This window comes from Jejuia pallidilutea (assembly GCF_002973595.1).
Taxonomy (GTDB): domain Bacteria; phylum Bacteroidota; class Bacteroidia; order Flavobacteriales; family Flavobacteriaceae; genus Jejuia; species Jejuia pallidilutea.
In genome coordinates this window covers 230,032-243,761 of sequence record NZ_PVEO01000005.1, presented here as the reverse complement: position 1 = coordinate 243,761, position 13,730 = coordinate 230,032, and the positions used below count along the sequence as shown (strand labels likewise).

The 13,730-nt window shown below is 34.9% G+C and carries 10 protein-coding genes; 5 read left to right on the top strand and 5 right to left on the bottom strand.

The window, feature by feature from the left end:
• Nucleotides 1-3: 3 nt before the first annotated feature.
• Complete coding sequence (locus CLV33_RS10165) at nt 4-2,220, bottom strand: M1 family metallopeptidase (RefSeq protein ID WP_105473811.1); 2,217 nt, start codon at nt 2,218-2,220, stop codon at nt 4-6.
• Between the two features lie 183 nt (nt 2,221-2,403).
• Between CLV33_RS10165 and CLV33_RS10160 the strand changes: the two genes are divergently transcribed.
• The 3 genes from CLV33_RS10160 (at nt 2,404) to CLV33_RS10150 (ending at nt 6,661) form a co-directional block, all read left to right on the top strand.
• A complete protein-coding gene (locus CLV33_RS10160; protein ID WP_105473810.1) occupies nt 2,404-2,931 on the top strand; it encodes an inorganic diphosphatase in 528 nt (175 codons plus the stop codon).
• Nucleotides 2,932-3,207: 276 nt separating this feature from the next.
• Complete coding sequence (locus tag CLV33_RS10155; RefSeq protein ID WP_105473809.1) at nt 3,208-5,562, top strand: sodium-translocating pyrophosphatase; 2,355 nt, start codon at nt 3,208-3,210, stop codon at nt 5,560-5,562.
• 100 nt (nt 5,563-5,662) lie between these two features.
• Nucleotides 5,663-6,661 carry an App1 family protein gene (locus CLV33_RS10150; RefSeq protein WP_105473904.1) on the top strand — a complete coding sequence of 333 codons (999 nt, stop codon included), beginning with the start codon at nt 5,663-5,665 and terminating at the stop codon, nt 6,659-6,661.
• On the opposite strand, the gene CLV33_RS10145 is transcribed toward CLV33_RS10150, so the two are convergent.
• From CLV33_RS10145 to CLV33_RS10130, 4 genes are all read right to left on the bottom strand, one after another.
• Nucleotides 6,651-8,144: an aminotransferase class V-fold PLP-dependent enzyme gene (locus CLV33_RS10145; RefSeq protein WP_105473808.1), complete on the bottom strand. Its 1,494-nt coding sequence runs from the start codon at nt 8,142-8,144 to the stop codon at nt 6,651-6,653. The two genes, CLV33_RS10150 and CLV33_RS10145, sit on opposite strands and share 11 nt — an antisense overlap.
• Before the next feature lie 24 nt (nt 8,145-8,168).
• Nucleotides 8,169-10,181, bottom strand: coding sequence for a protein-disulfide reductase DsbD family protein (locus tag CLV33_RS10140; protein ID WP_105473807.1), 2,013 nt, complete (start codon nt 10,179-10,181; stop codon nt 8,169-8,171).
• A 137-nt stretch (nt 10,182-10,318) separates the two neighbouring features.
• Complete coding sequence (locus CLV33_RS10135; protein WP_105473806.1) at nt 10,319-10,933, bottom strand: deoxynucleoside kinase; 615 nt, start codon at nt 10,931-10,933, stop codon at nt 10,319-10,321.
• A 4-nt stretch (nt 10,934-10,937) separates the two neighbouring features.
• Nucleotides 10,938-11,720: a hypothetical protein gene (locus tag CLV33_RS10130; RefSeq protein WP_105473805.1), complete on the bottom strand. Its 783-nt coding sequence runs from the start codon at nt 11,718-11,720 to the stop codon at nt 10,938-10,940.
• A 175-nt stretch (nt 11,721-11,895) separates the two neighbouring features.
• On the opposite strand from CLV33_RS10130, the gene CLV33_RS10125 reads away from it, so the two are divergent.
• Both CLV33_RS10125 and CLV33_RS10120 read left to right on the top strand, forming a co-directional pair.
• Nucleotides 11,896-12,750 carry a GLPGLI family protein gene (locus CLV33_RS10125; RefSeq protein WP_105473903.1) on the top strand — a complete coding sequence of 285 codons (855 nt, stop codon included), beginning with the start codon at nt 11,896-11,898 and terminating at the stop codon, nt 12,748-12,750.
• A 113-nt stretch (nt 12,751-12,863) separates the two neighbouring features.
• A complete protein-coding gene (locus CLV33_RS10120; RefSeq protein WP_105473804.1) occupies nt 12,864-13,721 on the top strand; it encodes a GLPGLI family protein in 858 nt (285 codons plus the stop codon).
• Nucleotides 13,722-13,730 lie beyond the last annotated feature (9 nt).

The window sequence follows — 13,730 nt, the reverse complement described above, 5'->3', positions numbered from 1 at the left end:
AATCTATTTTTTGTTTTTAAACGCATCGAATTCTGAAACTGATTCTGTTTTTGGGAAAGTATTATTAGACATGTCGGTGTCGGCAAACTCAAAATTAGGATCAAGATTTACAGTTTTTACTTCCTTTTCTTTTACAAAAACCTCTTTAACTTCGTATTCATTTCTACGCCAAATTTGTGCTGGAAGTGTGTCAATTTCAGAAGTTCCATCTGTAAAAATCCATTCAATGGTAACAGGCATTACTAATCCTCCAACATTTTTAATGGTAACTTCATAAAGATTTTTCCCTGAAAGTTCTTTCCTAATAGCGTTATCGTCTATTCTAGATAAAAACTGTCCGTAAGAACTATCAGGCGTTGTAGTCATGTTTATAACTTCTGGTCCACTTGAAAAGTCTTTGGGCGTATCGGTTGTATTATTTCCCTCCGCAACAACGGTGGTACTTTTCGTTTGGTCTTCAATGTTGCGATCTTCTTCATGCACTTTAAACCATTTTACATTGGTAAGTTCCATATCCACATGGTCTGTTGTAAAAAACCAGCCCCTATAAAACCAATCTAAATCTGTAGCTGTAGCATCTTCTAATGTTCTGAATAAGTCGGAAGGATTTGGATGTTTGTATTTCCAACGGTTGGCATATTCCTTAAAAGCAGCATCAAATAATTCTTTTCCAATAATTGAATGTCTAAGCATTTGAAGTCCAACTGTGGGTTTCATATAAAAGTTAGCTCCAAATTGACTAAATAATTCATTGTCTGAAGTCGTCATAATGGGGCGTAATATATTTTTATCACCACTCATAAAAGGTACAATGCTTTTGGGTGTTACGCTATTAAAATCTGGATAGCGTTCCGCAACTGTACGTTGGTGCAAAAAGGTGTTTAAGCCTTCGTCCATCCACATCCATTTTCGTTCGTCTGAACTTACAATCATAGGAAACCAATTGTGCCCAACTTCATGGATAATAGTACCAATCATACCTGCTTTGGCGCTTTTACTCATTTGGCCGTTTTTAGGTCTTCCACCGTTAAAACTAATCATTGGGAATTCCATTCCAATATTAGAAGTATTTACCGAAATACAAACGGGATACGGATAATCGAACGTAGCTTCGGAATATACTTCTAAGGCATGCATTATGGCTTTTGTAGATTCTTCTTGCCATACAGGAAGTCCTTCTTTTGGGTAAAACGACATGGCCATTACCGTGTTGGTTGGTAATTTTACGGCCTGCGCATCCCATAGAAACTTTCTAGAAGAAGCAAAAGCAAAATCGCGAACATTTTTGGCGCTAAATTTCCAGGTTTTTTGTTTTGTAGATTTTTCTTGTTCGTTTTCAACAGCTTCTGCTTGGGTGATAATCATAACGGGTTTATCAAACGATTTTTTGGCATCATTTAAACGTTTACGCTGTTTTTTTGTGAGTACACTTTCAGGGTTTTGAAGCGTTCCTGTAGAGGCTACAATATGGTCTTCTGGAACTGTAATTTCAACTTCATAGTCGCCAAATTCCAAAGCAAATTCACCTAATTTTTGAAATTGCTGATTTTGCCATCCTTCAGTATCATTATAAACTGCCATTCTTGGAAACCAATGCGCAATAAGGTAAACGGTGTTATCATCTTCTGGAAAATATTCGTAACCCTCTCTAGATAGTAAATACATGCTTCGGTCTGTAATGGGGTACGACCAGCCAATTGAGAATGTTATAGCGCTTCCTGCCACTAAAGGTTCATCTAATAAAACCTTCATCATAGTGTTATTTACTAATGATTTGATGGGTTTACCTTTAGAATTCTTGATGTATTTAATGCTGTAACCCGCAGGAAAATCAATAGCTCTGGTTAAAAACTGCATTTGTCGGGTATTTATGCCGTTTTTTAAACTATTATTTATGCTGCCAAAATCTTCATTTTCTTTTTTGTTTACATTTTGTTCTAATTGTATCCATAAATAACTAAGGTCGTCGGGCGAATTATTGTAATACGTAATGGTTTCTTCACCTGTTAGTGTATTGTTACTCTCGTTTATGGTGGCCTTAATTTTATAGTCTGCCCGTTGTTGCCAATAATCTTTACCAGGAGCCCCACTAGCAGTTCTGTAACTGTTAGGTGGAGAAAGTAAGTTGTCAATAGGTTCAAATTTACCTTGCCAAGGTTGGTTTTGGGCTTGTGTTTGAAGTATTAACAAGGAGAAAAGTAATGCAAAAAAATATTTCATATTATATTGAGTTAGTCATGTTCAAAAAATAAAGCCTACAAGTTAGTAATAATTGTGGTATGATTCTGTAAATTACATATTTTGATTTTTTGAAGTTTGGCTTATATAAAATAACATAAATCTTAGACATAATTGTTGTTTTAAGCTAATAGGTTCAGTACTTTTGAAGCCAAATACAAAACTATGGCAAATAAGAAAAAATTAACGTTCGACGTCCTAATTGAGATACCAAAGGGCAGTAGAAATAAGTATGAATACGATTTTACGTTACATAAGATTCGTTTTGATAGAACTTTGTTTTCATCAATGATGTATCCAGGGGATTATGGCTTTATTCCCGAAACTTTAGCATTAGACCAAGATCCTCTAGATGTTTTGGTATTGTCTACAGAGCCATCTTACCCAATGGTTGTTATGGAAGTAAGACCCATAGGCGTGTTTCATATGACCGATGAGAAAGGACCAGATGAAAAGATAATTTGTGTACCTGTTTCTGATCCGGTTTGGAGTCAACGAAGTGATATTTCACATTTAAACCCGCATAGATTAAAAGAAATTGAGCACTTCTTTCAAGTATATAAAGACTTAGAGGAGAAAAAAGTAGACGTTGGTGGTTGGGGTGATGCTGAAGAGGCCATAAAAATATATCATGAATGTGTGGAGCGATATGAAGAAAGTGAGCACAAGAAAAAGAGAACCTTTACCATTTAATTGCTATTACAACTTACTATAAAACAGAACCATCTTAAATAGGTGGTTTTTTTTGTTTGAAAGTTTATCATCATTTCTTTATCCTAAAGGTTCTTCATATAAATAAAAATTATAGAATAAAGGTGTTTTGGCTGACATAAATCATAGTATTGTAATTTTTATAATTTAAGGCAGGTTTAAATGCGAAATCTTTAATCTAAGGTAGCTTTTTTTATCAGGTATATTTTCCTATTTTTAGCCCCGTTAAAAATATAAACATAACTAACTGATAGAAGTATGGAATTACTAATTAAAGGATTGCCCGCTTTCGGGGTTTTGGCATTACTATTTGTATTTGTAAAAAGTGCATGGGTAAGTAAGCAGGATGCAGGAAGCGACAAAATGAAAAGGATTGCAAAAAATATTGCCGATGGCGCAATGTCTTTCTTAAAAGCAGAATATAAAATACTGGCCATTTTTGTGGTAGCAGTTGCAATTTTATTGTTTTTTAAAGGAAGTAATGAGGTAGGTTCTAACGGAATGGTAGCTGTATCATTTATTATAGGTGCTATTTGTTCTGCCTTAGCAGGCTTTATAGGTATGAAGGTAGCTACAAAAGCTAACGTAAGAACAACAAATGCTGCTAGAACATCTTTAGGAAAAGCCTTAGAAGTCGCCTTTGCTGGTGGAGCTGTAATGGGTTTAGGCGTTGTTGGTCTTGGCGTTTTAGGTCTTAGTAGCCTTTTTGCTGTTTACAGTGAAATGGGGTGGGGCTTAAACGAAGTGTTAAATGTGCTTTCAGGATTCTCTTTAGGAGCGTCATCAATTGCATTATTTGCGCGTGTTGGTGGTGGTATTTATACTAAAGCAGCCGATGTAGGTGCCGATTTAGTTGGTAAGGTAGAAGCTGGAATTCCAGAAGATCACCCATTAAACCCTGCAACTATTGCAGATAATGTTGGTGATAATGTTGGTGATGTAGCTGGTATGGGTGCCGATTTATTTGAATCGTACGTAGGCTCTATTATAGGTACTATGGTATTAGGAGCCTTTATCATTACACCAGAATTTAACGGATTAGGGGCAGTGTATTTACCAATGGTTTTGGCTGCTGTTGGTATTATTATGTCTATTATAGGAACCTTTTTTGTGCGTGTTAAAGATGGCGGAAATCCGCAAACAGCTTTAAATATAGGTGAATTTGGTTCTGCAGGATTAATGCTTGTAGCCTCTTATTTTATTATTGATATTTTAATTCCAGAAGGTACCGTAGGTTTTGAGCATGGTTCCTTAGGCGTGTTTTTTGCAGTAATAGCTGGTTTAATTGCTGGTTTAGCTGTTGGTAAAGTAACCGAATATTATACAGGCACAGGTACAAAACCAGTAAACTCTATTGTAAGACAGTCTGAAACTGGTGCTGCTACCAATATTATTGCAGGTTTAGGTGTAGGTATGATGTCTACAATGATTCCTATTTTATTAATTGCAGCTGCAATTTTAGTATCGCACCACTTTGCAGGATTATATGGTATTGCGATTGCAGCTGTTGGGATGTTAGCAAATACAGGAATTCAATTAGCGGTTGACGCTTACGGACCAATTTCTGATAATGCAGGTGGTATTGCTGAAATGGCCGAATTACCTAGCGAAGTACGTGAACGTACCGATAAATTAGATGCTGTTGGTAACACAACTGCAGCAATTGGAAAAGGATTTGCCATTGCTTCTGCTGCATTAACAGCATTGGCGTTATTTGCTGCGTTTATGAAAACAGCAAACGTTATAGCTATTGATGTTTCTAAACCAACCGTTATGGCAGGTTTATTAGTAGGTGGTATGTTACCATTTGTGTTTTCTGCATTATCTATGAATGCTGTTGGGCGCGCAGCCATGGCAATGATAGAAGAGGTACGTCGCCAATTTAGAGATATTCCAAAATTAAAAGCTGCTTTAGAAGTGATGCGTGCTGTAGATTCTGATATGTCTAAAGCTACCGATGCACAACGTAAAATATTTGACGATGCAGATGGTGTTGCAGAATACGATAAGTGTGTTGCAATTTCTACAAAAGCATCTATTAAAGAAATGGTGTTACCAGGTTTATTAGCTATTGCTGTACCAGTTGCTGTAGGTTTTATTGGTGGTGCCGAAATGCTGGGAGGTCTGTTAGCAGGTGTAACTACCTGTGGTGTTCTTATGGCAATATTCCAGTCTAACGCAGGTGGTGCTTGGGATAACGCTAAGAAAATGATTGAAGAACAAGGTAGAAAAGGAACCGATGCACATAAAGCAGCAGTTGTTGGAGATACTGTGGGAGATCCATTTAAAGATACTTCAGGGCCTTCCTTAAATATTTTGTTAAAGTTAATGAGTGTTGTTGCTTTGGTAATCGCACCAAGTATAGCTTTATCCGCCGATGCTATAACTGCTTATACATCTGAAGAAAATTCAATAGAGCAAGTAGAAGTAATTCAAAAAGAAGTTAAAGTAAACTTAACTGAAACTGAAGAAGATGGTATTGTAAAAGCAGTAGTTACAACAGTTACAACTGAAAATGGACAAGAATCTACTACTTATGAAACCATTACAGGGTCTAGAGCAGAAGTAGAAGCTAAATTGAAAACCCTAAAAAATCAAGAGGATGCCTCTTAATAATTAAAATTATCAACTAAACTAAATAAACTATTTTTCTAATGTTGAAAAGCCACGTTTTTACGTGGCTTTTTTTTATTTTCAAACAAAAGAATTACAGATGTTAAAAAAAGATCCACTTCAAATTATTGCATTTCAAACCTATGGCACTAATAAACGAATTTATCTAAGAGGTCGCGCCTTAGAAGATGAAGATATCAACTTAAATGATAAAGGGATTTTTAAATCGTTTATTAATGCTTGGAAGCGTTTTGAATCTGATGAAATTAAACATACTAAGCTTGTTGTAAAAATAGGTGAAGACACATACTTTTACACAAAAACCGATAAAAGAGGTTACTTTTTAATTGACGAGGCAGTTGAAAAATTAAATAATAAAGCTAATTCTGAAGGTTGGGTACAAATGCAATGGTCTTTTAGCGAGCCTCATTTGGGGAGAACTATTCAATTACAAAATAAGTTCCCAGGAGAAATGTTAATTCCTTCCCCTAAATGTAAGTTTGGAGTAATAAGTGATATAGACGACACTATTTTGCATACAGGCTTGGTATCAAATTTAAAATGGCGGGTAGTTTATAATACTATTTTTAAATCTGCAGCTGGTAGAAGCCCTTTAATGGGAGCTCCCGAATTTTATCATTTATTGCATCGAGGAAAAACAACACTCGAAGCTAACCCTATATTTTACGTAAGCCACAGTCCCTGGAATTTATACAGGTATTTAGAATATTTTTTAAAAAAGAATAGTTTCCCAAAAGGACCAATTATTTTAAGAAATTTTCCAAAACCATTTCTGAAAAAGGCGAAAGGCGAAAAGCCCCAAAAACAAAAAGAAATTATTAATTTATTAAAAACCTATCCGGATTTAAAATTTATATTAATTGGTGATAGTGGGGAACACGATCCTTTTATTTATTTGGAAATAGCCGAAAAATTTCCCGATAGGATTTTAGCTATTTATTTAAGAAATGTAGAACACAATAAAAAAATGTTACGCGCTAAAAGTTTATATAAAAATTATAAAACAATACCGGTGCTTTTGGTAGAACATAGCGAACAAGCTATTAAGCACGCCAGAGATAACGGTTTTATTGCCTAAACCAATTTTTAGTAATTGTTTTTTCTATGTTGGGGTTTGCTTTGTGAACAAATTCGTTTTTAGCTGAATGATACTCATAGTCTTTTCCCCAATCGTTATAATTTAAGGCTACAGTTTCTATGGCATCACAAATAAAGTAAATTTCTTCGTTGGTCATGGTAGGGTGAATAGACATCCGTATCCATCCTGGGCGTTCAATTAAGCAACCTTCTAGTATTTTTTCTTCTATTGATTTTGAGGTAGATTGGTCTACATTCAATAAATAATGCCCATACGTACCAGCACAGGAACATCCTCCACGCGTTTGAATGCCAAATCTGTCGTTTAGTAATTTTACAATTAAATTATAATGTACACCTTCAATATAAAATGAAAATACACCCAACCTGTCTTTATGTTCTGAAGCTAAAATTTTGAGATTTTTTACACTAGATAAACGCTCAAAAATTATCGTATTGAGTTCGTGTTCGCGTTCAAGAATGTTTTTTACGCCCATTTCTTCTTTTAATTGAATAGAAAGCGCAATTTTAATGGCTTGTAAAAAACCCGGAGTACCACCATCTTCGCGGGTTTCAATATCATCAATATAATCGTGGTCTCCCCATGGGTTTGTGTAGCTAACGGTACCGCCTCCAGGGTTATCGGGTACTAAATTCTTATATAATTTTTTATTGAAAATTAGTACACCTGAGGATCCAGGACCACCTAAAAACTTATGTGGTGAAAACGTAATGGCATCTAGATATTCATCGTCATTTTTAGGATGCATATTAATTGTTACGTAAGGTGCAGAACATGCAAAATCTACAAAACATAATCCGTTGTTTTGGTGCATAACCCGTGCTACATCATAATAATTGGTTCTAATACCAGTAACGTTCGAGCATCCTGTAATGGCAGCAATTTTAATAGGAACATCGTTGTATTGGTGTAGAAGTTCTTCTAGTTTTTCTAAAGAAGGTAGCCCTTCGTTGTTTGAGGGTATTACTTTTACCCTGGCAATTGTCTCTAACCATGAGGTTTGATTGGAATGATGCTCCATATGAGACACAAAAATAATGGGGCGTTTTGCTTCAGGTACTTTGGTATTTTCTTTTAAGTTTTCGCAGAGTTTAAGTCCTAAAATGCGTTGAAATTTATTTACAGCGCCCGTCATACCCGTGCCAACAGTAATTAAAACATCATCTTTAGAAGCATTTACATGTTGTTTAATAATGCGTCTTGCATCATGATAGGCATGAGTTATTACGCTACCAGTAATAGAGGTTTCTGTGTGTGTATTGGCTACAAAGGCACCTATATCGTTGCTTATTTTTTCTTCAATAGGTTTGTAAAGTCTTCCACTAGCAGTCCAATCGGCGTATATTATTTTCTTTTTTCCATATGGAGATTTAAAATACGCATCTATTCCAATAATATTATCCCTAAAAGGCTTAAAATATATTTCTAGCTTTGACGATTTTTTTATAGCAGAAGTACTCATAAACTAGTAGTTTTAAGCTGATTTCTATTTGTTAAAAACCTCTAAACCACATTCTAAAAAAGCAGCATATTCTTTTTTGTTTGGGGTGTAAGGTACAGGTGTATTTAAAATCTTTTTTTCATTAGCATCTAACAATACGTAGTAAGGTTGCGAATTAGATTGAAAAAATTCTGTTTGAAAATGCGCCCATTTATGGCCGTAGTTTTCTAGTTTTCTTGTACCGCCGTCAGCACGTTTTACGTATATTTTTTCTGCTTCTGGCAATTCTTTTTTATCATCAACATATAGCGAAATTAAAACGTAATCGTTTCTTAAATAATTATCTATAGTTGTATCTGGCCATACGTGTTCTTCCATTTTTCGGCAGTTTACACATGCTAAACCTGTAAAATCTAAAATTACGGGTTTGTTAACTTTTTTTGCATAAGCCAAACCTTCTTTTAAATCTTTAAAACAGTTTAAATTATTAGGGCAATCATTAGGGTATAAAAAACTATAGCCCACTGGTGGTGCTAAACCGCTTAATAATGTTAATGATGTAAATGTGTTGGTTTCTTTGTTTACTCTAAAGCCCGATGCTAAATAAATTACAAAAGAGGCTACCAAAATACCTCCAGCTATTCTAAAAAACGATAATTTTTTTATGGGCGAATCGTGCGGGAATTTTATTTTGCCAAAAATATACAAAGCTAATCCGGCGAAAATTATAATCCATAATATAAGGAAAGGTTCTATTTTTAAGATGTTCCAATGTGCTACCAAATCGGCATTCGATAAAAACTTAAAAGCTAAGGCTAGTTCTAAGAATCCTAAAATAACCTTAGTGGTGTTTAGCCATCCACCAGATTTTGGTAAAGCATTCATCATATTAGGAAACATGGCAAACAATGCAAATGGTAAGCCTAGAGATACGCCAAAACCAGCCATACCTGCTGTAAGTTGCCACGCGCCACCATCGGCAGTAAGCGACCCTGCGAGTAACGAGCCTAAAATTGGCCCTGTACATGAAAACGATACAATGGCTAGTGTTAGTGCCATAAAAAATATGCCAATAAAACCTCCAGTGTTTTCGCCTTGGGTAGTTTTAGTTGTCCAGCTAGATGGCAAAGTAAGTTCGTAATATCCAAAAAACGAAAAGGCAAAAAACACAAAAATTAAAAAGAAGATAATGTTAAGCCATATGTTGGTGGAAATTTCATTTAAAATATCGGGATTAACCGAATCTAATAAATGAAATGGTACGCTTAATAGTATATAGACTGCAAAAATAAAAAAGCCATAAAGTAAAGCCTTGGAAACACCTGCACCTTTATTTTCGTTGCTATTTTTTGTAAAAAAGCTTACCGTTAGGGGAATCATAGGGAAAACACAAGGCGTTAGTAAAGCCAACAAGCCTCCCAGAAAACCTAAAACAAAGATACGCCATAAAGAGCTATTGGTTGATGCTACGCTTAAGTTTGCTACTTCGTTTTCGCAAGAACTTATAGGTTTTGTAATGTCGTTTGAAGACATGCCATACAGCAATTCGTTTGTTTTGTTGGTGTCTATGTCTACAGGAATATTGTTGTTGTTTTCAACACCTTTAGCTGATTCGTTAAGAACAAAAACTAATTCTACATCTGTTGGCGGAGTACATTTTTCATCATCACAGGCCATAAATAACACAGATCCCGAAATTTTATCAATCGGGTTAACGAGCTGTATGTTTTGTTCGAATATGGCGGTGTCTTCAAAATACTTAATCTCCATTTCAAACACTGCATCGTTAACCGTTATGCCTTCTTCCTCCTCAGTTTCTCCAAGGAGCTTGTAGTTGTTGTCCTCATTAGTATAAGTGAATTCGGTTGGTATTGGCCCACCTTCTGGTATGTTTTGGGCATACAGGTGTGAACCTTTCTCAATGGTTGCAATTGATATTAATTTGTATTCTGAATCTGAAATTTTCTCTACCTGAGTGCTCCATTTAACCGGATTATACATTTGCGAAAATCCTAAACTAGAACAGAAAATTAAAAGTGTAAATAGTAGTTGTTTCATCTTGAATTAAAATGTAATGAGTAGGTTGGGCGATTTAAATAACGCCACATTACAAAATAACACTATTAAATCTACTTAATGAGTTACATGTGTTATTTTTAATAGATTTTTAACTTCAAAATTAAAGCATTACAGCCCTAAAATAGTCCGTTAATTTCAGCGTCAATCGTATTGATAACATAGCCAAGATCTTCAGGAATATCTACAAAATTTAGGTTGTCTACATCAATAATTAGCAAGTTGCCCTTGTCGTAGCCATGAATCCAAGCCTCGTAGCGTTCGTTAAGCCTGCTTAAATAATCAATACTTATAGAATTTTCGTAATCCCTTCCGCGTTTATGTATTTGAGATACCAAATTTGGAATGGAGCTTCGTAAATAAATTAACAAATCGGGGCCTTGAACTAACGATTCCATTAAATTAAATAACGAGCTATAATTGCCAAAATCCCTATTCGTCATTAAACCCATAGCGTGAAGGTTTGGCGCAAAAATATGAGCGTCTTCGTAAATGGTTCTATCTTGAATAATGTCTTTTCCGCTCTCACGAATTTGTAGCACTTGACGGAATCTACTATTTAAAAAATAAACTTGCAAGTTAAAGCTCCAGCGCTCCATTTGGTTGTAAAAATCATCCAAATAGGGGTTGTCTACCACATCTTCCAGTTGTGCTTCCCATTTATAATGTTTTGCAAGTAATTTGGTTAGCGTTGTTTTTCCAGCGCCAATATTTCCGGCAACAGCAATATGCATAATATTATTTAGTTTTTATTTGGAATTCTTGGAGGGTTTCATCGGCGTAAATATACAAGGTTTCGTTGGTTACAAAAAACTGGGGAATTAAAATGTTGTAAGTTTTTACGGGCATAAATGCTTTAGAATCTTCTGCAAGATAAAACAAACTATTGTTTTTTTTAAGGTAAAGCCCTTCGTTGTTTTCTACAATATCGGTATACCCATCATTTTTTAGTGTGTTTACAATACTGCCAAAATAGTTATATACCAAAAGCGCATCTTCGGTAAGCAAATAGGCGTAATTATAATTACTTTTTAAATCTAGAATAGGGCTGTCTACAGGTTTTAAGGTTTGCGCCTTGGTTGTTCTTGTTTTATAATCAAACACTTCTAGTAGTTGGGTGTCTTGGTTAAAAATCCAGATGGTATTGTCGTATCCTGTAGAAACATGCGATACGTTTTTGTAGTTGTTAATCGTATTAAAGTCTATTTTAAAAATTTCAGCTAACCTATTATCTAATACAATAACTGTGTTTAATGCTTGGTAGAATAAATTTATTTTTAACGGATTAAAGCTATTCGCGGATGTAAGCTTTCCCAATTGCAAATTATTATAGCTAATGGTGGTATCGTTATCTTTTTTATAAATAGTATTAGTCTTGGTATAAAAAATAGTACCAAAATTATCAATACCAATCACGCTATCGGCTTTTAGTGTTGAATTTTTTAAAGGAACAATTTCAATAGATTCTTGGGCGCCTATTGAAAAATAAAATAGAAAAATAAAATATAGTAATGGTTTCATTTCAGTTTGAAAAGTACAAAAATCAAACCACTTTTAATCAATTAACTTTAACCATGGCTACGAGCGTTACTAGTTTCAATTTTTATCAAAAAGATGTTAGATATATGTTATAATTACATTTTTTGTTTAATATTTACGTATGTTTGTTAAACAGATTAATTATAAAGCATTCACCATGAAGACATTTACCATTGCCACAGTTCTTTTTTGTTTAAGCTTATTAGTGCCGTTTTCAGTACATGCGCAAGAGTTTCAAGGTAGGGCAGAATACGTTTACAAAGCTCAAATGGATTTAGGGCGTTGGGGCGCAAAAATGAGCGAAGCCCAAAAAAAGCAAATTGCAGCACGTTTAAAAAACAGATTAGAAAAAACATACATTCTAACCTTTAATAAAGAAGCGTCTGTTTTTAATGAATATGAAAAACTAGATGCATTATCGGGAGCAACAGATTCTTGGGGAAAGAATTTTACACCCGGAGAGCAGTATAAAAACGTAAAAACAAACGCTTTTATACAAGACCAAGAGTTTTATGGTAAAAAGTTTTTGGTAAAAGACGAATTATTAAATATTGAATGGAAAATGGGTTCGGAAACTAAGCAAATTGGCAACTATCAGTGCTTTAGAGCTACGGCAATGATTCCAAATTCTGAATTGTCGTTTTGGGAGTTTTCATGGAGTCAACTTCGAGAAGATACTAACAAAGATGACGAAAATACAGCATTGGCTGGTGGCACATTAAAAGAAAAAGAAGAAATACCCATGACAGAGGTAGAAGCGTGGTACACGCCACAGGTGCCAGTTAGCCAAGGACCATCAGAGTTTTGGGGCTTGCCTGGGCTAATCTTAGAAATAAATATTGGGACCACAACCATTTTGTGTTCTAAAATTGTTATCAATCCAAAAGAAAAAACAAAAGTAGAAGCACCAACTAAGGGGCAAGAAGTCACCAAAAAAGAATACAAAGCCATCATTTTTAAAAAAATGAAGGAGTTTCGTGATAATCGTGTGGGAAGACGATATTCTCGTTAAGGACATCTGTGTTTTTTTAACATTGTTTTAAGAAATAAGGTTTAAACCATTGCGTAATGGTATAGTCTAAGGTCTACAGTTTAAACGTTTAAATAAAGCAAACCACACGTATTATGTTAAAATCAGTTGCGCGACTTTCAATTTTAATTACAGTTCTATTTTTTTCAATATCCACAAAGGCTCAAGATTTTCAAGGTAAGGCCTATTATATGTCCAAAACTTCTGTAGACATGAGCAATTTTGGAAGGCCAGATATGTCTGAAGATCAAAAAAAGCGTATGCAAGAGCGACTAAAAAGCATGTTTGAAAAAACATTTGTTTTAACATTTAATAGAACTGAATCGCTTTACAAACAAGATGAAAAGCTCGAAGCGCCAACCCAAGGTGGTGGTGGTAGATTTAGTGTTATAATGTCTGGAGCGGTAGATGGCGTAACATATAAAAATATTAAGTCTAATCAATTGCTTAAAGAGCACGAACTTTTTGGCAAATTATTTTTAGTGAAAGAAGATTTACCGGAATTAGAATGGAAAATGACAGGTGAAACCAAGAAAATAGGAGGGTACGATTGTTTTAAGGCTACAGCCACAAAAACTTGGAAAGATTTTGAGATGAGCAATTTTAGAAGGCCTTCAAATAGAAATGAAGACGAAGCTAGTACTGACGAGGCAGTGGAAGCGCCTACAGAAGAAAAAGAAGTTGTAGTAACCGCTTGGTATACCATGCGAATTCCAGTTAACCACGGTCCTAACGATTATTATGGGCTACCAGGGCTAATTTTAGAAATTAATACAGATAAAACTACCATTTTGTGTACCAAAATAATATTAAACCCAGAAGATAAAGACACTATAAAACAACCTTCAAAAGGCAAGGAGGTTACAAAAGCAGAATATGTAGATATTGCTACAAACAAATTCCAGGAAATGAGGGAAAACTTCAGAAGGGGAAGAGGCGGCGACAGACGATAAAAAATCAGT